Annotated in this window: 22 protein-coding genes; 11 read left to right on the plus strand and 11 right to left on the minus strand. The window is 67.9% G+C overall.

Annotated features, from left to right (window positions below):
- Positions 1–148 precede the first annotated feature (148 nt).
- Positions 149–2,146, plus strand: coding sequence for an AarF/ABC1/UbiB kinase family protein (locus CXY76_RS05140; RefSeq protein ID WP_104163176.1), 1,998 nt, complete (start codon positions 149–151; stop codon positions 2,144–2,146).
- Positions 2,147–2,153: 7 nt separating this feature from the next.
- Here the strand turns inward: CXY76_RS05140 and CXY76_RS05145 are convergent, their stop codons facing one another.
- A complete protein-coding gene (locus CXY76_RS05145; RefSeq protein ID WP_104163177.1) occupies positions 2,154–2,702 on the minus strand; it encodes a CGNR zinc finger domain-containing protein in 549 nt (182 codons plus the stop codon).
- 81 nt (positions 2,703–2,783) lie between these two features.
- Here CXY76_RS05145 and CXY76_RS05150 point away from each other — a divergent pair, with 81 nt between their 5' ends.
- Entirely contained in the window at positions 2,784–3,740 is a 957-nt protein-coding gene (locus tag CXY76_RS05150; protein ID WP_104163178.1) for a DMT family transporter, read from the plus strand.
- Here the strand turns inward: CXY76_RS05150 and CXY76_RS05155 are convergent.
- Positions 3,737–5,206: an MFS transporter gene (locus CXY76_RS05155; RefSeq protein WP_233199586.1), complete on the minus strand. Its 1,470-nt coding sequence runs from the start codon at positions 5,204–5,206 to the stop codon at positions 3,737–3,739. The genes CXY76_RS05150 and CXY76_RS05155 overlap by 4 nt on opposite strands.
- A gap of 131 nt (positions 5,207–5,337) precedes the next feature.
- On the opposite strand from CXY76_RS05155, the gene CXY76_RS05160 reads away from it, so the two are divergent.
- Positions 5,338–6,051 (plus strand): TetR/AcrR family transcriptional regulator, encoded by a 714-nt coding sequence (locus CXY76_RS05160; RefSeq protein ID WP_233199587.1) that lies wholly within the window; start codon positions 5,338–5,340, stop codon positions 6,049–6,051.
- Positions 6,052–6,086: 35 nt separating this feature from the next.
- The gene (locus CXY76_RS05165; RefSeq protein ID WP_104163181.1) at positions 6,087–6,272 is read left to right on the plus strand and encodes a DUF1508 domain-containing protein; all 186 of its coding nucleotides are present in this window, start codon (positions 6,087–6,089) and stop codon (positions 6,270–6,272) included.
- A 5-nt stretch (positions 6,273–6,277) separates the two neighbouring features.
- Here CXY76_RS05165 and CXY76_RS05170 read toward each other — a convergent pair whose 3' ends face one another.
- Complete coding sequence (locus CXY76_RS05170; protein ID WP_104163182.1) at positions 6,278–7,162, minus strand: neutral zinc metallopeptidase; 885 nt, start codon at positions 7,160–7,162, stop codon at positions 6,278–6,280.
- A gap of 56 nt (positions 7,163–7,218) precedes the next feature.
- Here CXY76_RS05170 and CXY76_RS05175 point away from each other — a divergent pair, with 56 nt between their 5' ends.
- The 7 genes from CXY76_RS05175 to CXY76_RS05200 all read left to right on the plus strand — a co-directional run bounded on the left by CXY76_RS05175 (position 7,219) and on the right by CXY76_RS05200 (position 10,992).
- Positions 7,219–7,878: a hypothetical protein gene (locus CXY76_RS05175; RefSeq protein WP_146073373.1), complete on the plus strand. Its 660-nt coding sequence runs from the start codon at positions 7,219–7,221 to the stop codon at positions 7,876–7,878.
- Between the two features lie 27 nt (positions 7,879–7,905).
- On the plus strand, positions 7,906–8,571 hold the full coding sequence (locus CXY76_RS05180) for a hypothetical protein (RefSeq protein WP_104163184.1): 666 nt from the start codon (positions 7,906–7,908) through the stop codon (positions 8,569–8,571).
- A gap of 40 nt (positions 8,572–8,611) precedes the next feature.
- Complete coding sequence (locus CXY76_RS05185; RefSeq protein WP_104163185.1) at positions 8,612–9,301, plus strand: formylglycine-generating enzyme family protein; 690 nt, start codon at positions 8,612–8,614, stop codon at positions 9,299–9,301.
- A complete protein-coding gene (locus CXY76_RS19360) occupies positions 9,301–9,471 on the plus strand; it encodes a hypothetical protein (RefSeq protein WP_158253841.1) in 171 nt (56 codons plus the stop codon). The genes CXY76_RS05185 and CXY76_RS19360 overlap by 1 nt, the downstream gene beginning before the upstream one ends.
- Positions 9,468–10,208, plus strand: coding sequence for a phosphotransferase (locus tag CXY76_RS05190; RefSeq protein ID WP_104163186.1), 741 nt, complete (start codon positions 9,468–9,470; stop codon positions 10,206–10,208). Before CXY76_RS19360 ends, CXY76_RS05190 begins: the two co-directional genes overlap by 4 nt.
- Positions 10,209–10,282: 74 nt before the next feature.
- Complete coding sequence (locus CXY76_RS05195; protein WP_104163187.1) at positions 10,283–10,486, plus strand: hypothetical protein; 204 nt, start codon at positions 10,283–10,285, stop codon at positions 10,484–10,486.
- Positions 10,487–10,593: 107 nt separating this feature from the next.
- Complete coding sequence (locus tag CXY76_RS05200) at positions 10,594–10,992, plus strand: cupin domain-containing protein (protein WP_104163188.1); 399 nt, start codon at positions 10,594–10,596, stop codon at positions 10,990–10,992.
- A 22-nt stretch (positions 10,993–11,014) separates the two neighbouring features.
- Here CXY76_RS05200 and trxA read toward each other — a convergent pair whose 3' ends face one another.
- The 8 genes from trxA to CXY76_RS05240 all read right to left on the minus strand — a co-directional run bounded on the left by trxA (position 11,015) and on the right by CXY76_RS05240 (position 18,516).
- Positions 11,015–11,401 (minus strand): thioredoxin, encoded by a 387-nt coding sequence (trxA, locus tag CXY76_RS05205; protein ID WP_104163189.1) that lies wholly within the window; start codon positions 11,399–11,401, stop codon positions 11,015–11,017.
- Between the two features lie 161 nt (positions 11,402–11,562).
- Positions 11,563–13,611, minus strand: a complete 2,049-nt coding sequence (locus CXY76_RS05210; protein WP_104163190.1) for a glucose PTS transporter subunit IIA — start codon at positions 13,609–13,611, stop codon at positions 11,563–11,565.
- A 209-nt stretch (positions 13,612–13,820) separates the two neighbouring features.
- On the minus strand, positions 13,821–14,849 hold the full coding sequence (locus CXY76_RS05215; protein ID WP_104163191.1) for an NYN domain-containing protein: 1,029 nt from the start codon (positions 14,847–14,849) through the stop codon (positions 13,821–13,823).
- A 101-nt stretch (positions 14,850–14,950) separates the two neighbouring features.
- Positions 14,951–15,565: a CueP family metal-binding protein gene (locus CXY76_RS05220; protein WP_146073374.1), complete on the minus strand. Its 615-nt coding sequence runs from the start codon at positions 15,563–15,565 to the stop codon at positions 14,951–14,953.
- Positions 15,566–15,628: 63 nt separating this feature from the next.
- Entirely contained in the window at positions 15,629–16,606 is a 978-nt protein-coding gene (locus tag CXY76_RS05225; protein ID WP_104163193.1) for a diacylglycerol kinase family protein, read from the minus strand.
- The gene (locus CXY76_RS05230; RefSeq protein WP_104163194.1) at positions 16,603–17,163 is read right to left on the minus strand and encodes a phosphatase PAP2 family protein; all 561 of its coding nucleotides are present in this window, start codon (positions 17,161–17,163) and stop codon (positions 16,603–16,605) included. Before CXY76_RS05230 ends, CXY76_RS05225 begins: the two co-directional genes overlap by 4 nt.
- The gene (locus CXY76_RS05235; RefSeq protein ID WP_104163195.1) at positions 17,163–17,801 is read right to left on the minus strand and encodes a dihydrofolate reductase family protein; all 639 of its coding nucleotides are present in this window, start codon (positions 17,799–17,801) and stop codon (positions 17,163–17,165) included. Before CXY76_RS05235 ends, CXY76_RS05230 begins: the two co-directional genes overlap by 1 nt.
- A gap of 58 nt (positions 17,802–17,859) precedes the next feature.
- Positions 17,860–18,516 carry a YigZ family protein gene (locus tag CXY76_RS05240; RefSeq protein WP_104163196.1) on the minus strand — a complete coding sequence of 219 codons (657 nt, stop codon included), beginning with the start codon at positions 18,514–18,516 and terminating at the stop codon, positions 17,860–17,862.
- Between the last annotated feature and the right edge of the window lie 23 nt (positions 18,517–18,539).

Consider the following 18,539-nt stretch of genomic DNA (forward strand, 5'->3'; position numbering starts at 1 on the left):
GCGCGGCAGATCGACGGGTGTCAGCGCGTGAGCGCGAAACCGACGATGATCTTCACTGGTTGAACCTGACTCTGGGGGATGGGACAGTTCCAGTGTGGCACGAGCGCGGTAGCCTGAGCGCCAACAGCGAGAGATTGCGGGGCACGGGTTGTTGGAATCGTTCTGGACGTGGATCGTCATCATCCTGGTCGCCCTCGTTTTCTCCGTCGCCATCGGATTCGCCACCCGCTCGCTGCTCGGCACCACGGTGGGCTGGCTGCGCACCTTCCTGGTGGGACTGCTGGTCTTCGTGGGGTGCTGGCCGTTCGCCTACTTCGTCTCGACCCAGGCCAAGGTGATCGACGACGACGGCACGCCCAAAGTGCCGATCATTGTCGTGGTGCTCTTCGTGGCGCTCGCGTTCGGCTGGGTCTTCGCGTTCGGCATGGCCGTGCTGGTGGGCACCGAAGCGCTCTGGCCCACCACGGCCGCCAACCCTGTCGACGCGTTCCGGGCGGCCCTGCACCGGCGCCGGCGCACCAAGCGTTACCTGCAGATCCTTACCCTGCTCTCCAAGCACGGCATCGGCTGGATCCTGAGCGAGCGGCCCGGCGCGGCGCCCCGCGAAGTCAAGAAGGTCGGGCGCACCCCGGATGCCCTCGTCTCGGCGATCAACGAGGCCGGTGTCACCTTCGTGAAACTCGGCCAACTGCTCTCCACCCGGCGTGACCTGTTGCCGGCCAGCTACACCCAGGCGCTCTCCTCACTGCAGTCCGGCGCTACGACGCTGCCGTGGCCCGCCGTCCGCCAGGTGATCGAGACCGAGATCGGCGGCCCGCTCGAGAGCGTGTTCAGCCAGGTCGACGCAGAGCCGCTCGCGGCGGCATCCGTCGCCCAGGTGCACGCCGGGACCCTGCTCGACGGCACCAGGGTGGTGCTCAAGGTGCAACGGCCGGCCGCGGCGGCTCAGGTCGCCGCGGACATCGACATCATCGTTCGGCTCGCGCAGCGCATCGAGAACCAGACGAGCTGGGGGCGCGACTTCGGGGTAGTGTCGTTGGCCGAGGGCTTCGGCCGGTCCCTGCGGGACGAGCTGGACTACCGCATCGAGTTCAACAGCACCCGGCAGATCGGCAGCGTGGTCGCGTCGTCGGCGGCCCAGGAGGTGCTCGTGGTGCCCCGGGTGTACCCGGAGGCCAGCTCCCGCCGGCTGCTCACCATGGACCTCATCGACGGTGTGCCGTTGAACGCGGCGGGGGAGCGGCTGTCCAGGATGGACCCGGAGGACCGCGGCGCGCTCGCCGGGGCCCTGCTGGATGCGGTTCTCGAACAGGTGATCGTGACCGGCATCTTCCACGCCGACCTGCACCCCGGCAACCTGATGCTGCGCGCCGACGGCATGCTGGGCATGATCGACTTCGGCAACGTGGGGGTGCTGGAGCGCAGCATGCGGGAGGGCCTGGTGACGCTGCTGATGGCGGCGGCCAATGACGACGACATCGCCACGACGGATGCGCTGCTGCTGGTTGTCGAGGCGCCACAGGATGCCGACATCCTCGCGCTGCAACGCGACCTGGGCCGCGTGCTCACGGTGAACCGGCACAGCGCGGACGGCTCGATCTTCGCCGCGATGGTCGACACGATCCGCGACCACCACCTGGCCGTGCCGACCTCGCTGGGCCAGGCCTTGCGTTCGCTGATCACCCTGGAGCGGTGCCTGGACATCCTCGACCCCGACTTCGACATGGTGGAGACGGCGCTCGCCAGGGTGCCGCATTTCCTGCGGCGCCTGATCACGCCCCGGTCTCTGCTGGGTTCGCTGCAGTCGCAGGCGGCCGTGTTGCAGGCCACGGCCCGTCGGCTGCCGCGCCGGCTGGAGACCATCAGCTCCTCCCTGGCCAAGGGCACCTTCAGCCTGCGGATCCGCGCTTTCGCCGAGCCGGACGACAGGTGGTGGATCGGCGCGGTCGTCACCGAGGTCGTGGGTGTCCTGATCGGCATCACCGCCGTCAGCCTGGGCATCGTGCTGGTGGTCTCCGACGCCGGTCCCGACCTCGTTGAGGGCGTGCGGCTGTTCGCGTTCCTCGGCGCCTCGATCGGGTTGGTCGGCTTCATCCTGCTCATCCGCGCTCTGCGCCAGCTGTTCCTGCGCCGGCCGCACCCGTGAGCTCGACCTAGACCGCGGCGCGCTGCCGGAACGCGATCGTATTCATCCGGTTGCCGCAGCGGATGCTGCAGAACCGCTTCGAGCCGTTGCGGGAGAGGTCAACCAGCACGCCCGCGCAGTCCGGGGCCGCGCAGGCGCGCAGCCGGCCGGACTCGTTGGTGCGGATCACATCGACCAGGGCCAGGGCAACCTCCACCTGGATGCGTTCGGCCAACGGCGCCGCCGGGTCGGTGGCGTGCAGGTGCCAGTCGAGGCCGTCGTGGCGCATCAGCCGGGGCAAGGCCCTGGCGCTCTGCAGCATGGTATTCAGTTCCACGGCCGCGTCGTCGCGGCCGAGCAGCCAGATGTGCCGCAACCGCTGGCGGGTGTCACGCACCTCGGCCAGTTCGGTCTCGGTCGCATCGAGGCGGCCGGAGAACCGGTGGGCCACAAAAAAGGCCGTCAGCTGGGCGGGCGTGGCGAGCTCGTCGAGCCCGCTCTTCGTGGCGCCCGCGACGGTGTTGGCGAGGGCGACGGTGAACGCCAGACTCGCCTCGGTGTCAGGGGCAAAATGCAAATTGACTCCTTACTCATGACCACACTATCTTCATGAGCAACACCCCGCGATTCCGTCGACTGCCCATACGCCTGGAGCCCCATGACTCGCTCGTCCACCTCGCTCGGCCTGGTCATCGCCCTCGTTGCCGCGGCCACCTTCGGCCTGTCCGGAGCCCTCGCCAAGCCGCTGCTCGAGAGCGGCTGGAGTCCGGCCGGGGCCGTGACCGTGCGGGTGCTCATCGGCGGCATCGTGCTCGCTCCCGTGGCCGTCATCGCGCTGCACGGCCGATGGGCGACACTCTGGCGTGCTCGCTGGCGGGTGCTCGCGATGGCGGTCATCGGCGTCGCCGGCACTCAACTCGCCTATTTCGGCGCGATCGAGCGCATCCCGGTGGGCACCGCGGTGCTCATCGAGTACATGGCCCCGCTGTTGCTCGTCGGCTGGGCCTGGGCGCGCGGCCGGCGGATGCCCAAACGGGTCGTGCTCGTCGGCTCGGTGGTGGCGCTGGCCGGCCTGATCCTCGTGGTGAACCCGGGTGGGTCGGCACGGCTGGACGTTCTCGGCCTCACCCTGGCGTTGACCGCCATGGTGGGCTGCGCCATCTACTACCTCGTGGCGGCGCAGCCCAGCGAGGGGCTGCCGGCCGTGGCGCTGGCCGGCTTCGGTCTGCTGCTCGGCGGTGTGCTGCTGGGGGCGGTGGGGCTGAGCGGCCTGGTGCCCTTCACCACCTCCACCACGGACGTGGAGATGTTCGGCGGCACGGTGCCCTGGTGGCTGCCGCTCGTCATCATCGGCGTGGTGGCCACGGCCATCGCCTACTCCACGAGCATCGCCGCCAGCGAGCTGCTCGGCTCCAGGCTCGCCTCGTTCGTGGGCCTGCTCGAGGTCGTGGCCGCCACCTTCTACGCCTGGCTGTTGTTGGGCGAACAACTCACCGTCCCGCAGCTGATCGGCGGTCTCCTGATCCTGATCGGCATCGCCTTCGTGCGCTCTGAGAAGACGGATGCCGCCCTCGAGCCGGCGTCCATGGCTGACCTGGACGCCGGCCGGAGCTAGTGGGCGACGACCGGCTCGGCGTCGGCGGCGAGGTGGGCGTTCGACAGGGACAGGCCGTGGCCCATCCTGCGGAAGAGCAGCGCCGCGATGATGCCGCCGACGGCGAAGAAGCCGGCACCCCACCAGTACGCGGTGGCGTAGCTGGTCACCGCGGCCTGCGCGGCCACCTCGGCCGTCGCGGGCAGGTGTGACGCCACGTAGTCGGCCGCAGCGGTGGCGGCCAGGGTGTTCAGCAGGGCCGTGCCGATCGAGCCGCCGACCTGCTGGCTGGTGTTCACCATCGCCGACGCGACGCCGGCGAACTGGCGGTCGACGCCGAGGGTGGCGGTCTGCATCGAGGCGGGCATGATCGACCCCATTGCGAAGCCGAGGATCATCAGCGGCGGCAGGACGTTGGCCGCGTAGGTGCTGTCCAGGTCGAGATTGGTGAGCAGGACCATGCCGAGCGCGCCCAGGGCCATGCCGAACGGCACCATGACCTTGGGGCCGAACCGCGGCACGAAGATGTTCGTCGACAGCTGCGCGGCGAGCACGAGCATCGCAATCATCGGCAGGAACGAGAAACCGGTCTGCATGGGCGTGAACCCGAGCGACGTCTGCAGGTAGTAGGTGACGAACAGGAAGATGCCGAACATTCCCGCACCGGCGATCATCACCGAGAGATAGGCGGCGCCACGGTTGCGGTCGAGCACGATCGGCAGCGGTAGCAGCGGATGCGCCGCCTTCCGCTGCCAGAGCACGAACGCGACGAGCAACACCACGGCGCCCGCGAGCATGCCCCAGGTGAGCGGCGAGTCCCAGCCATCCGTCTCGGCGTTGGAGAAGCCGAAGACCAGGCCGAACAGCGCGGCCGACACCAGGATCGTGCCGGGAATATCGAGCTTCGGGCGCGGACCGGTGCGCTGCAGGTGGTCGACGAAGATCGCGGCGCCGATCACCCCGACAATGGCGATGACCACGTTGATGTAGAGGTTCCAGCGCCAGTCGAAGTACTCGGTGAGGAAGCCGCCGAGCAGCAGGCCAACGGCGCCGCCGGCACCGGCGATCGCGCCGAAGACGCCGAAGGCCCTGGCCCGTTCCTTGGGGATGGTGAAGGTCGTGGTGAGCACGGCCAGGGCCGTCGGGGCCAACAGCGCGCCGAACGCGCCCTGCAGGGCCCGGGCGGCGACCAGCCAGCCGAAGGTGCCGGCCGCGCCGCCGAGCGCGGAGGCGACGGCGAACCCGATCAGGCCGATGATGAAGGTGCGCTTGCGCCCGAGCAGGTCGGAGAGTCGCCCGCCGAGCAGAAGCAGGCTGGCGAAGGCGAGGGAATAGGCGGTGACGATCCACTGGCGGTCGCCGTTGGAGAAGCCGAGGTCGGCCTGGGCGGAGGGGAGAGCGATGTTCACGACCGTGGAGTCGAGCACGACCATGAGCTGGGCAAGGGCGACCACACTGAGGGTCCACCACCGGCGGGAATGGGGCACGGAGGAACTCGTCGTGGATGACGAAGCTGGGATCGTTTCAGGCATAAACGCGACTCTATACGATACTGTGGAGTTCCGGATCTTAACAGTTCCTGAATTTACGCCCCGGTAACATGTGGAGGCATACAGGATTGATCCGCAACGCGGAAATGGAGGTCAACGTCGTGGCGCAGCTCGAACCCGTCGCGGTGGCCGGCAACCCCGCGGCCGAGACCAAACTGGGCCGCAAGCGTGACCACACCCGTGACCCGGAGATCCTGGCCGCGGCGCTCGCGGTGCTCGCCGAGACCGGCTTCGACGGCATGACCATCGACATGGTCGCCACCCGGGCCAAGGCCGGCAAGGCCACGCTCTACCGGCGCTGGCCGTCGAAGAACGAACTCGTCATCGACGCCGTCGCCTGCATGAAGCAGGGCGACCTGGATCCGGACCGTCTGCCCGACACCGGAACCCTGCGCGGAGACCTCGTGGCGATGATCAAGCCACGCTCCATCGAAGACGCCGAGAAGAAGATGCAGATCATGGCCGGGCTGATGTCGATGCTCTCGGCCACGCCCGAGATGGCCGACGCGGCCAACAACGCGATCGTCAAGCCGCGGGCCGCGGCCAACCGGTTCCTCATGCAGCGGGCCGTCGACCGCGGCGAGATCTCACCCACCTGCGACATCGACACCCTCTGCCTGGTGACCCCGTCGATGGCCGCCTACCGCACGCTCATCGAACGTAAGCCCGTTGACCGGGACTTCCTCATCACGCTCATCGACGGTGTGCTGCTGCCGGCGCTCGGCCTGCGCGGCGATACTGACCCGGCGCGGCGCGGTAAGGTTGCGCCACCGGCCTCGTAGCCGGCGGAGTTCCATCTCGACGAAGAGAGCGTGTCATGTCCGGCAAGTATGAATTGACTGCAGACCGATCCGGTGGCTATGTCTTCAAGCTCAAGACCCACAGCGGTGAAGTGCTGATGACCTCCGAGAGCTACCAGACCAAGGCAGCCGCGCTCAAGGGCATCGAAGTCGTCAAGGCAGATGCCAAGGGCCGCGTCGTCGATCTCACCGAACCCAAGTAGCAGCCTTACAGGTCTGCGTCGGCCGCGGCGAACGTGTCGCAGGCCTCCGCCCCGTTCGTGTAGCCCGTCTGGAACCACCTCTGGCGCATCTCGCTGGAGCCGTGGGTCCAGGACTCCGGGTTCACCTGGCCCTGGGTCTTCTCCTGAATGCGGTCGTCGCCGATGGCGGACGCCGCGTTGAGCGCATCCGCGATCTGGGCGTCGGTGATCGGGTCCAGCAGGGGCGTGCCGTCGGCATCCGTGGTCTCGGCCGCTGAGCCGAGCCAGGCGCCCGCGAAGCAGTCGGCCTGCACCTCGACGCGTACGGCGTCGGAGGTGGGACCGGTCTGCGAGGTGTCTGCGGTGGCGAACGTGCCGGCCAGGTTCTGGATGTGGTGGCCCCACTCGTGTCCCACCACGTATAGCTGGGAAAGCGGGCCTGCCGTGGCGTCGAACTGGGTGCGCAGCGTGTCGTAGAACGCGGTGTCCAGGTAGATCAGCTGGTCGGCCGGGCAGTAGAACGGTCCCACCGCGCTGGTGGCCGCGCCGCAGCCGGTGTCGACCCCATCGACGAACAGTTGGATGTTGGGTGTGACATAGGGGATGCCCAGGGCCGGCGCCTGCTCGACCCAGTAGTCCTCCAGCGAGTCGCGGGTGAGGCCCACCCGGCACTCCACGTCGTCGTCGGCGTCCGCACCGGTGTAGCAGCCGGTGAGGGCGGTGGTTTCGCCCTCGCCAGTGCCCCCGGCCGTGCCGCCGCCGAGTAGGCCGGACAGGTCGACGCCGAGCAGCTGGGAGAGCAGCACGATGGCCACGAGGCCCAGGCCTCCGCCACCGACGGCGAGGCCGGTGCGGCGGCCGGATTTGCGCACTCCTTTGCCGGAGTACTTGGCGTCGTCGTTGAAAGTCATTCCTCGACAATAAATGATTGCCGGCGGCCGCCGCGCCCGCCTGCCACACTACGGTCATGAGAATCTCAGGGCTCCTCGTGCTGGCCGGCGTCACAGCCAGCATCCTCGCCCTCGGCGGATGCGCCGGCAGTGACGCACCGGGAGCCGGCCCCGCGGCTTCCCCTGGACAGTTTCCCCGCCCCGCCGCCGCCGGCGAGGTGCTCGCGCAGGCCACGGTGTTGCAGAGGGACGGTGAGGAGCCCCAGCTCTGCTTGGGCGCGGTCGCCCAGTCGCTCCCGCCCCAGTGCGGCGGTCCGCCCATCCTCGGCTGGGACTGGGCGACGGTTGACCAGTCCGAGACGCAATCCGGCGTCACCTGGGGCAGCTACGCCATAACCGGGACCTGGGACGCCGCCGCGTTCACCGTTACCCAGCCGCCCATCCCGCTGTCGCTCTACGACCCACTCGCCCAGATCGACCCCCGGCTCGACGAGGCCAACCCGGGCCCGAGCACCGAGAGCACCCTGCTGCGTCTACAGGACGAGCTGAACGCCGCCGAATACAGCCCGGCCACAGCCTCGGACTGGTCCGCGATGCCGATCCTCTCCAATTGGACCCAAAACGGTTATCTCTGGGTCTCGGTCATCTACGACGACGGTTCGATCCAGCGGTTCTTCGACGACCAGTGGGGTGCGGGCGTGATCGCCGTACAGTCCGCCCTGAAAGACGCCGATTGATCATCCGGCCGCCGTAGGATCGGTGTCATGGCCCTCCTCCACAAAGCTGACATCACTCCGTCGAAGATCGACTTGCTCAGCAGCTGGGCGCCCGCCCAGCCCTGGTTCGTCGGCGAGGCCGGCGTGAGCGTGACGAACCTCGCCGCCTACAGGTTCGACGACCCGGAGGGACAGGTCGGCATCGAGACCATCCTCATCACGGCCGGCGACGGTCCGGTGTTGCAGGTGCCCGTCACCTACCGGGATGCCCCGCTCGCCGGCGCTGAGACCTCACTCATCACCACCATGCAGCACTCGGTGTTGGGGGAGCGGTGGGTCTACGACGCCACCGGCGACCCGGCCTACCTCGCGGCCGTCGCGAACGCCGCGCTCACCGGAGGCCACCAGGCCGAGCTGAACATCGAGGTCGACGGGCAGCTGGTGGTGCGTGAGCCCACCGCCATGGTCGCCGGCAGCGGCACGCCCGGCGGTACCGTCGTGACACCGCCCACGGTCGCCGAGATCAACATCCGCCAGGAACCGGGCGCAACCGTCGTGACAGCGGGATCGCTGCGGATCGTCGTGGCGCGAGTGCTCGGCGACGACGACGTGCTGGCGAACCAGGCACCGGACTCGGCCCACGAGGTGCTCGCCGGAACCTGGTCCGACCAGCCCACCCTGCGCGCCCTGGTCCTCGTCGCGATCTCGGCGTAACACGGCGGCGCCCCGCCCAGCGCGGCGGTAGCGTGCAGGTATGCCGCCGGATACCGCACCCCGCCTGGTCGCCGTCCCCGCGGGCAGCGTGACCATGACGGATGCGCGAACCCGCCGCAGCCGGAGCGCCGATGTCGCTGCGTTCGAGATCGCGGCGTATCCGCTGACCCAGGAGGAGTACGCCCAGGTCACCGGTCTCTGGCCTGCCTCGACCCCGGGCGCACGGCTGCCCGTCGAGGGCGTGTCGTGGTGGGACGCGATCCGCTTCTGCAACGCCATCTCGGAGCGGGCCGGCCTCACCCCGGTGTATCGGCTGGGCGCCGACGAAACCATCGCCTGGGACGTCTCAGCGGCGGGCTACCGGCTGCCGACCGAAGCCGAATGGGAGCACGCGTGCCGCGCCGGAACGACCGGGCCCCGCTATGGGGACCTCGACGACATTGCCTGGTACCGCGGCAACTCGGCTGAACGCCCGCACGATGTCGCCGGTAAACAGCCGAACTCCTGGGGCCTGTACGACTCGTTGGGCAGTGTCTGGGAGTGGTGCTGGGACTTCGCGGACCCCGAGCGCTACGGCACCTATCGCGTGCTGCGGGGCGGGGGATGGTTCGACCAGCACTGGAGCTGCCGTGCGTCCGTGCGGCGGGGCAGCTACCCCGGCCTGCGGATCGACGACGTCGGCTTCCGCGTTGCGCGAAACTTCCTCCCACAGCACGGCACACTGGAGTGATGGACGAGGAATTCGATTTCAGCGAGCCCGGCCCGCTCTGCCCGGCCTGCGGCACCGAAATGACCCAGGATGGTGTGGACACCGCCGAAGGCCTGGAGTCCTGCCACCGCTGCCCGCGGTGCAAGCTCGTGATCGTGGTGCCCGGGCTGTGGACCGACGAGGCGAAATGAGCGACGTGACGACGGATGGTCTTCTGCCCGGTGGCAACATGAACGCCGTGGAAAGAGACGGTGCCACGGTGCTCCGCGTGGCCGGCCCGTGGACGCCGACAGTGCACCGGTACCTGGACTACCTGGCCATGGCCGGGGTGAGCTGGGCGCCGCAGCCCGTGGCCGTGGAGGGGGAGCGTGAACGGCTCTCGTTCATCGAGGGCGATGTGCCGCTGTACCCATTGCCGGATTGGGTGTGGCGGGACAGCGTGCTCAGAGACGGGGCCAGACGGCTTCGGCAGCTCCACGACGCCAGCATCGGCTTCGCGCTCGATGATGCGGTGTGGCAATCCCGCACGAAGGTGCCCAGCGAAGTCATCTGCCACAACGACTTCGCACCGCACAACCTGGCCTTCGTCGACGGTGCGATGGTCGGGGCCATCGACTTCGACATGTGTTCGCCTGGCCCGCGCCTGTGGGACATCGCCTACTTCGCCACGCGCGCCGTTCCCCTCACGGCGGACACTCCTGCCAACGCCCCGGGCATGGACCAGGCTCGCCGTCGGGTGGCTCTGCTCCTAGCCGCATACGGGTCGGAGGCTACCTTCAGCGACGTCATCCGGCTCGCGGTCATCCGTTTGTACGACCTCGCCGAGATATCCCGTCAGAAGGCGCAGGAACTCGCCAAGCCGCACCTGAACGACGAGGCCGACATGTACGAGCGGGACGCGCGGTTCCTCACCGGCTTGCGAGACTGACCACCGGCTGTGCGGTTCACCAGCGCTTGTGCAGGAAGTCGCCCGCCGTTCAACCGCAGGGACGACAATCAGCCATGCGCGTTCGCACGTCTGACCTCGACCCGCACCCACTACTGCGGCAGGTGGCCTTCGCGTGTGTCGTGACGGCGATGCTGGTATTCGGGGCGGCACTGGTTGTTTTCGCCACTGGCCTGGAGGTCGCGGTAATCCCCATGATGGCAGCCTTCGGCCTGTTCACTTTCGGCATAGGTGCACTCGCCGCCGCGAACAGGCGGTGACTCCGGCCCGGTCCGGACCACGCCGTGACGTGCCCTGACAGGGCATCCCACAATCATCCGCACCGCCGTAGCGTCGAAGTGGACACCGATGCTGAGGAGCACACACAATGGAAATCCAGCCCAAGCAGAACACCGTCAAGGCACCCGCCGAGTGGTTCACCGGTGACGTGTATTTCGACGTCATCGCCGGCGCGCGCCCCGAGCCGAGCCGGATGCGGGTCAACACCGTCAGGTTCACACCCGGTGCCCGCACCGCCTGGCACACGCATGCCGTGGGCCAGACCCTGCACGTGACCGAGGGCCTGGGCCTGATCCAGTCCCGTGGCGGCGAGATCGTCGAAATCCACCCCGGCCAGACCATCTACACCCCGCCGGGCGAATGGCACTGGCACGGCGCCACGCCCACCGACTTCATGGAACACCTCGCCATGTGGGAGGCCATCGCGGACGGCCCCGAAACCACCTGGGGCGAGCACGTCACCGACGAGGAATACACCCGCCGCTAACCGGCGGTGACGACGGCTCCGGTCAGGCCTCGGAGCCCTGCACAGCGGCCGCCTTCTGCTCTGCCACCTGGCGGTGCACATCGGCCATGTCCAGGGCCTTCACCGCGGTGACGACCTGCTCGAGGGCCGCCGGCGGCAGCGCCCCGGGCTGGGAGAACACCAGCACGCCCTCACGGAAGGCCATCAGCGTGGGGATCGACTGGATGCCGGCGGCCGCGGAGAGCTGCTGCTCGGCTTCGGTGTCGACCTTGGCGAACACCACATCCGGGTGCTTCTCCGATGCCGCCGCATAGGTCGGCGCGAACTGCTTGCACGGGCCGCACCAGTCGGCCCAGAAGTCCACCAGAACAACGTCGTTGGCCGCCAGGGTGTCGGCGAAAGTGGTGTCGGTCACGTCGATGGTGCTCATAGGGTCTCCTTGCCGAAGCTGTCGAGGATCTGGGCGCGCCGGTTTCGGCGCTTCCGGTAACAACTGTCGTCAGGTCCCGGGTATTCCACGGGCGACCGGCGCCGGCGGGTACAACAAAGGTGGGCAGAGAAATCTCTGCCCACCTGTGTTCGTGCGGGGTGTTACTTGGCGGTCACCGTCAGAAGCGGGCTTCCGACGCTCACCTGGCCGGAAGCGGCCTGGTCGATCGAGCCGAACTTCTTCGGGTTGGTCACCAGAACCGGGGTCACCAGCGAGTAGCCGGCTTCCTCGATCACGGCGCGGTCGAAGGTCACCAGCGGGGTACCCGCCTCAACCCTGTCGCCGGCCTTGACCTTGACGTCGAAGCCCTTGCCGGCGAGGTTGACGGTGTCGATGCCCACGTGAATGAGCATTTCGATGCCGCCGTCCAGCATCAGTCCGAAGGCGTGTCCGGTCGGCTGAGCGACCAGGACCTTGCCGGCGGCGGGTGCGTAGACCGTGTCCTCGGTCGGGTCGACGCCAACGCCGAGTCCGACGATTCCCTTGCTGAAGACCGGGTCGGGCACATCCGCGAGCGGAACGACGATGCCGGCGACCGGCGAGCCGATCGTGGCCAGGACAGTGGCGACCATGGTCGCCGTGCCCCCGGCGGCAGGAGCCGTAGCGGCAGCCGTGCTGGCGGCGACCACCGGTGCCGCGACGGGCGCGACGGGGGCGTGCGTGGCCTCTTCGGCAGCCGTGTCGGCGGCGAGCTGAGCGGCCGCTTCGGCCTTCTGCTCTGGCGACAGGTAGCCGGAGAGGATCACGAGGATCATCGCGGTGAAGAACGACGCGGCAACGGCCAGTGCGTACAGCGGGATGTTGTTGAACGCGGGGATGGTCAGCAGCGAGGTGAACACGAACGCGTTGGTCGTGACGCCACCGCCGATGCCGATGATGACACCACCGACGAGGCAACCGACGAGCATGCGCGGGTAGATGCGCTTGAACCGCAGGTGGATGCCGTACAGCGACGGCTCGGAGATACCACCGAGCAGGCCGGCGGCGAGAGCACCCGTCGCGGTCTGCTTCATCTGGCTGTTCTTGGCACGGATGGCCAGGACCAGTACACCGGCGGTGGCACCGAAGCAGGCGAAGTTCCAGGCGCCCATCGGGCCCTGGATGAAGTCATAGCCGAGGGACTGGATGTTCAGCAGCATCACGGCGTTCAGCGGCCAGTGCAGACCCAGCGGAACCATGAACGGGTAGGCCAGCGGGATGACGATCGCGAAGATCAGCGGTGAGAAGTCGTTGATGGACTTGAGGAACTCGCCGATGGCCGCTCCGCCGAAGACACCGATCGGGCCGATGAGGAAGGCCGTTACGGGGATCATCACGAGCATGCTCAGGAACGGCACGAAGATCAGCTGGACGCTGGCCGGGATGATCTTCTTCAGGCCCTTGGTGAGCAGGCCGAGCACGACCGCCATCAGCAGCGGCGGGAAGACCTGCGAGCTGTAGTCGGTGACGGTCAACGGCAGGCCGAAGATCGACACAATGGCGGCCTTGCCGTCGAAGACGGTCTGGGCCTTGTCGGAGGCGGCCAGGGCGGAGAAGCCCGGCAGCATGACGACGGCCATGATGCCGAAGCCGACCCACGGGTCGGCGCCGAGGCGCTTCGACGCGTTGTAGGCGACCATCAGCGGCAGGAAGACGAACACGCCCTGCCACATCAGGTTGATGAAGGCCCAGCCGGGTTCGAGCTCGACGCCCGGTGCGTTCCACGCGGGGATGACGCCGAGGGTGGCCATCAGCGCCATGAAGGTGATGAAGAGCGATGCACCCAGCAGTGCGCCCAGGATCGGGCGGAAGGAGTCGGACAGTACCTCGAAGAAGGTGTCGAGCCCGGCGAACTTGCCGCGGGGGCCCTTGGCGCGCTCGGCGGCCTTGATGTCGTCGGCGCTTTCGCCCGTGCCAACCTTCTTCATCTCGGGCAGCGCCAGGATCTCGTTGTACACGGTCTCGACCGCGCCGCCGATGACGACCTGGAAGCGATCTCCGGACTGGGGAACGGCACCCAGGACTGCGGGGATACCCTCCACAGCCGCCTGGTCGATTCCCGATGCGTCCTTCAGAGTGAAGCGCAGTCGGGTGGCACAGTGAGTGAGCGCGACGACGTTCGCGGCTCCTCCGATGCTCTCAATAATGTCTTTAGCGGGCGAGGTCGCCACCAGAATCTCCTTACGGTGTGGATGCCAAACGCGTGGTTCCCGCTTGGTACAGCTCAGTCGAACCGGGTTAGCCGACTGAGATTCTCCTGTTGAATTTCACACAACAGTCGAATTTACACGGTCGGGGCGGCGCGCGCTGGGTCGTAGGTCCCGTGAGGTGGGGGTATGGGCCCGAAGCGGGGCGCTCTCAGGCGGGGCGGTGCCGCGACTCAGTCGCGGGTCTGTGCCTCCGGGCGCAACCGGATGAGCCGCTGCGAGCCATCCTCGGCCAGCTCGGCCAGGTCGCTGCGCGAGGAGAGGAAGTCAGTGAAGGAACGGTAGCCGAGCGGCTTCTCGTTGAAGGACGGGTCCATCCGGCGCATCTGGTTCTTGACCGTGCCGGTGTTCAGCCATTCGTCGGCGTCGCCCTTGGCGTGACCGATCTGCAGAGCGCGAACAAGAAGCTCCGTCGCGAGCGACTGCGGGTCGATGTCCTCGGCCGGCTCCGAGTCGTCGTACGGGGAGTCGTCAGTGTGTGAGAACATCGGGATCGTTGTGAGCTTGCGGGCCGCGCTGGCGGGCGGTGCGGGTTCGGCTTCCACTTCCACGGGCTCGGCGGCCCGGCGGCCGCCCTTGGGCTTGTCGGCACGGGCCGTGTCGGCGTCAGCGTTCGCGGTGACCTTCTCGATTCCGGGCAGCGAGTCGTAGTCTTCGAACTCGTCGCACGCGGCCGCGAGGGAGGTGCTGGTAGACCCGGCGACGCCGATGCCGACCACGAAACGGCCCAGACGCTTCGACTTCTGGGCGAGGGCGATGTAGTCGGAGTCGCCGGCGATGATGATGACGTGGGTGAGGTCGGGCAGCCGAAAGAGGTCCTCGACCACGTCGACGGCCAGACGGATGTCGGCGCCGTTCTTGGTTCCCCGGGTGGTGGTGGTGAACAGCTGGGTGAGGTCCACCGCGCGGGACATCAGCTGGCGCTGGTAGCTCGCGTTCACGGGCACCGACCAGTCGGCGTATGCGCGGTTGACGACCAGGGTGCCGAACGATGCGGCGAAGTCGATGATGGCGTTGAAGTCCACCGTCGCGGCGGCCAGCCGGGCGGCGACCTCGGGGTCGGCATCCCGGCTCGTCTTGTCGAAGTTACGGATGCCGTCGCGCTGGAAGGCATTGCGGCCGTGCAGCTGCTGATAGCGCGAGATGACGATGTTGTCGAAGTCGATGTACAGGCCAACGCGTGCGTCGTTCGGTTCGGTCATGGTGAGCTCCTTAGCCACAGGCGGAAAACTCAATAGCGATCCGGTGGTTCCAGTCTGGTGCGCGTGGTGCGGCGAGGGCAACTCGGAACACCCTCGGCCGGTCAACTCAGTTGCACGGTCGTGACACAGGTGGGATCGTCCGCACCGGTGCCGACCGGTACCTCGGCGGTGTTCTCGCCGTCATCGATGCGCATCGTGAGGTCGCGTCCGGCCGGGAGCCACACATCGAAGAAACCGTTCTCAAACGTCGTGACGGTCTCGTCGAGGAGCACCTCGTCGCTGGCGTCATCGGTGATCGTCACCTGCAGCTCCTCGTCGGCGAGTTCCCCGACGCAGGTCGTGAGCGAGTGGAAGTAGCAGTCGTGAGTGTCGTTCAGATACGGTGCGACGGACAGGTGGAAGTCGTCGGTGGGAATGGGGACACTCACCTCGTCGTTCCCGCTGGAGAGCAGGAGCTCATCGACACGCACTGAGGCCATCAAGCCGGCCGGGCGCTCTGTCAGCGACTGCGACTGTAGCTGCTCAATGAGGTCTTTCACGTTGGTGGGCGCCGCGATGTCGAACTCGGTGAGCATCGCCTCGGCATCCGCCCCCAGACCGATCGAGGGGTCCGCAGCAGCCGGTGTGGGGTTCGTCTCACCTCCGCCGGTGCAGGCGGTGAGGGAGATGAGGAGGATTATCGAGCCAAGGCTCGCTGCAGATCGAGTACGGAACATTCCACCAGCCTGATCCCGCCCGCTTATCGGTCCCAGTGACCAAAGTCCTGGGCGTGCGGATACTCAGCTTTCTCCCGGGCGGTAGATCTCGATTGCCGCGGGCAGTATGCGCACTGTCACCGTGCGATCGCCGCCAGGGGTAAACGGTGGCGCGCTCTGAACTTCCCCGTCGTGCGCGTAGACCTGGGCGCTGCCGCTGGTCGATCTCAGGGTGACTTCCGGCCGCACGAACCCGATGGTGTGTCCTGAAAAGCGAAACATCGGCTCTGGACCGTGGTGGGTCCGGCTGTGAGTCCGGCTGGACAACAGGGAGAGAAACCCACGTCCCCGTGATCGAGCAGTGGAGCGCAGGATTCTGACATCGAGGAGCCCGTCGTCGATTCCTTGCCGTTTCAGTGGCGCGCCTCGGGGTGGGGCGTAACGGTCGACTCCGATGAACATCGACCAAATGCGAATGTCCTGGCCGTCAAGCGTGCCGCCGAGAGGTGCAGCGGTGAACGCGGCACGAAGAGCGGCGGCAAGGGTTGCCAACGGCCGGCCCACCGCGGGCTCCATGCGGTTGCGGAGTTGCACGAACCGGGGGTACACGCCCACACTGAGCGTGTTGAGCGCGAGGACCCGGCCGCGATCGCCGAAGTCGATCTCTGCCAGGTCAACCGCGGAGCCGGTTCCTGCTTGTGCGGCGGCAATGCCCGTTGCCAGATCGGGAATCCCGGCCGCGAGCGCGAAGTGGTTGAGAGTTCCACCCGGTAGCGCGAGCAGGGGCAGGTGGGACTCGAACGCGACCTCCGCCGTGGCGGCCACGGAACCATCACCGCCGTACACGCCCAGCATGGTGGGCGGGGTGGCCGAGGCCAAGGCAGCGCGGAGCACATCCGAGATGCGCTCGCCCGGAGCGAGAACATGCACAACGGCGTCGTGCAATTCTCTGTCCAGAGTCGGTTTGGGGTCTGGTCGTCGCTTGGTGTGGCCGGAGTGTGGATTGATCACGAGGAACAGGCCGGCGCCAGTGGGCGTGGGCCGGAGCCCCTGGCCGGTCATGACCCGGCCTGCCGTGCGTGAGCGCGGGCATGTTGACGCCGGTGGCGGACGGCGTCGGCTGCCGCGACGGTTGTCCCGAGCAGGGCTCCGCCGGCCACGTCGGAAAGCCAGTGTGAGCCGGTGTGCAGGCGGGAATAGGCTACGGCGACGGCCATCGGCAGCAACACCACGGCGAGCCCGGGGTCATCAAGCGACGCCCCCACGGCGAAGGCGAAGGCGCTGGCGCTGTGGCCGGACGGGAACGTCGCCGAGGTGGGTGGCCGCGGAAGCCGGCGGCGGCGGGGAACCCCGCTGAGCTGTGGGCGCGATCCGCCGAAAAGCCGCTTGCCGATGAGGTTGGCGCTGAGGCTCGCGATGCTGAGCGAGGTCAAGCCGCGCGCAGCGGCGGACCGATGACCGGTGACCATGAGGACGGCGCCGGCGGCCGCCCAGAGTTTCGCGTGATCGGCCAGTGAAGACAGGCCGACCATCGATCGATCGAACCGGGCCGACGAGGGCCGGCCCACGCGATCGAACACCGTGAGGTCGAGGGCCCGGATGGCGCGTGCCGCCGGCATCAGGTGGCTCGGTCCTCACGGGTCATATCGCCCGTCGCCGGCACCGAACCCGTCGAACCGTATCGAAGGAGGACCGCGCCCTTCTCCGAAACAGGCTCGGCGGCGAGCAGCTTCAGGGCGGTGGGTGGCCCGTCGTCGGGGAACAGGCGTTTTCCGCTGCCGACCACTATCGGGTACACCCACAGGTTCAGCTGGTCGAACAGGCCCCCGGCGACGAGACTGCGGGCGAAGTTGATGCTGCCGATCACGTGAATCTCCCGGTGCCGCTCGCGAAGAGAATTCAGCTCGGCGGCGAGATCCCCGCCGAGCAGGTGCGAGTCCCGCCAGGGCAGTTCGGGTGCTCCCCGAGACGCAACGTACTTGGGGATCGCGTCGAACTTGCGGGCGATGCCGGCGGCGGGTCCGTCGAGCTGATGCGGCCAATAGCCGGCGAAGATGTCGTAGGTGCGTCTCCCCAGGAGCAGCGCGTCCATGGCCTGGATCCCGGCGTCGACCTGGATCCCGACGGTGTCGTCGAACAGGGGCGCCTGCCACCCGCCGAATGCGAATCCGCCATCCGTGTCTTCGTTGGGACCGCCGGGAGCCTGGGCGACTCCGTCGAGGGTGGTGAAGTGGTCGATGTGAATCCGACCGGACATGGTGATCTCCCTTCTCGCGATGCAGCCACTGTAGGCCTCTGTAGGGATCTGCCGGTCGTCAGACGGGTTCGACGTCAACCCACTCGTGGCCAAGGGTCTTCAGGGATGCGCTTCCGGCCGTTACGTGGGCGACGACCGCGGCGAGCCGCTCGGCGTCGTCGTCGGCGATGTGCAGCACGGCGTCCTGCCCATAGTCCGTGCCCAGGACGAGCACACCGCGCTGGCGCAGCTCGGCTTCGATGCGGCCGGCATCCGCATGGGGGAGGGTGAGCGTGAACAACTCACGGCGTTCGCGTTCTACGAGCATCCCGAGGGACTGGGCGCGATCGATCGTGATGAGCACAGCCTCCGAGTAGGCGCGCACAAGACCGCCGGCACCGAGGAGCGTGCCACCGAAGTAGCGAGTGACGACAGCCACGCAGTCGACCAATCCGCGTCCGGACAGTGCCTCCAGCATGGGACGCCCCGCGGTTCCGGATGGCTCCCCGTCGTCATTCGAGCGGCGCACCTGATCGGGAGTGCCCCGCGGCCCGATCACGAAAGCCGAACAGTGGTGACGGGCGCCCCAGTGCTCCTTGCTCGCCTCGTCGATCGCCGCGCGCGCGGCATCCTCGGTGTCGATTCTGACCAGACGGCAGAGGAACCTGGAGCGTTTGACGTCGATCTCGGCCTCAACGTGGCTGCCGAGGCCGCCGCGCAGAGTGAGATCAGACATGTGCCCAGTCTCCCGTAGTTGGA

The sequence above is a fragment of the Cryobacterium sp. N22 genome, assembly GCF_002929555.1.
Taxonomy (GTDB): Bacteria; Actinomycetota; Actinomycetes; order Actinomycetales; family Microbacteriaceae; genus Cryobacterium.

Coding starts and splice junctions, on each gene's coding strand:
- CXY76_RS19360 (WP_158253841.1), top strand. CDS start 9,301: ATGGACGAGGAATTCGATTTCAGCGAGCCCGGCCCGCTCTGCCCGGCC.
- CXY76_RS05195 (WP_104163187.1), top strand. CDS start 10,283: ATGCGCGTTCGCACGTCTGACCTCGACCCGCACCCACTACTGCGGCAG.
- CXY76_RS05235 (WP_104163195.1), bottom strand. CDS start 17,801: ATGTCCGGTCGGATTCACATCGACCACTTCACCACCCTCGACGGAGTC.
- CXY76_RS05170 (WP_104163182.1), bottom strand. CDS start 7,162: ATGACTTTCAACGACGACGCCAAGTACTCCGGCAAAGGAGTGCGCAAA.
- CXY76_RS05220 (WP_146073374.1), bottom strand. CDS start 15,565: ATGTTCCGTACTCGATCTGCAGCGAGCCTTGGCTCGATAATCCTCCTC.
- CXY76_RS05240 (WP_104163196.1), bottom strand. CDS start 18,516: ATGTCTGATCTCACTCTGCGCGGCGGCCTCGGCAGCCACGTTGAGGCC.
- CXY76_RS05200 (WP_104163188.1), top strand. CDS start 10,594: ATGGAAATCCAGCCCAAGCAGAACACCGTCAAGGCACCCGCCGAGTGG.
- CXY76_RS05230 (WP_104163194.1), bottom strand. CDS start 17,163: ATGCCGGCGGCACGCGCCATCCGGGCCCTCGACCTCACGGTGTTCGAT.
- CXY76_RS05190 (WP_104163186.1), top strand. CDS start 9,468: ATGAGCGACGTGACGACGGATGGTCTTCTGCCCGGTGGCAACATGAAC.
- CXY76_RS05185 (WP_104163185.1), top strand. CDS start 8,612: ATGCCGCCGGATACCGCACCCCGCCTGGTCGCCGTCCCCGCGGGCAGC.
- CXY76_RS05150 (WP_104163178.1), top strand. CDS start 2,784: ATGACTCGCTCGTCCACCTCGCTCGGCCTGGTCATCGCCCTCGTTGCC.
- CXY76_RS05175 (WP_146073373.1), top strand. CDS start 7,219: ATGAGAATCTCAGGGCTCCTCGTGCTGGCCGGCGTCACAGCCAGCATC.
- CXY76_RS05180 (WP_104163184.1), top strand. CDS start 7,906: ATGGCCCTCCTCCACAAAGCTGACATCACTCCGTCGAAGATCGACTTG.
- CXY76_RS05225 (WP_104163193.1), bottom strand. CDS start 16,606: ATGACCGGCCAGGGGCTCCGGCCCACGCCCACTGGCGCCGGCCTGTTC.
- CXY76_RS05165 (WP_104163181.1), top strand. CDS start 6,087: ATGTCCGGCAAGTATGAATTGACTGCAGACCGATCCGGTGGCTATGTC.
- CXY76_RS05215 (WP_104163191.1), bottom strand. CDS start 14,849: ATGACCGAACCGAACGACGCACGCGTTGGCCTGTACATCGACTTCGAC.
- trxA (WP_104163189.1), bottom strand. CDS start 11,401: ATGAGCACCATCGACGTGACCGACACCACTTTCGCCGACACCCTGGCG.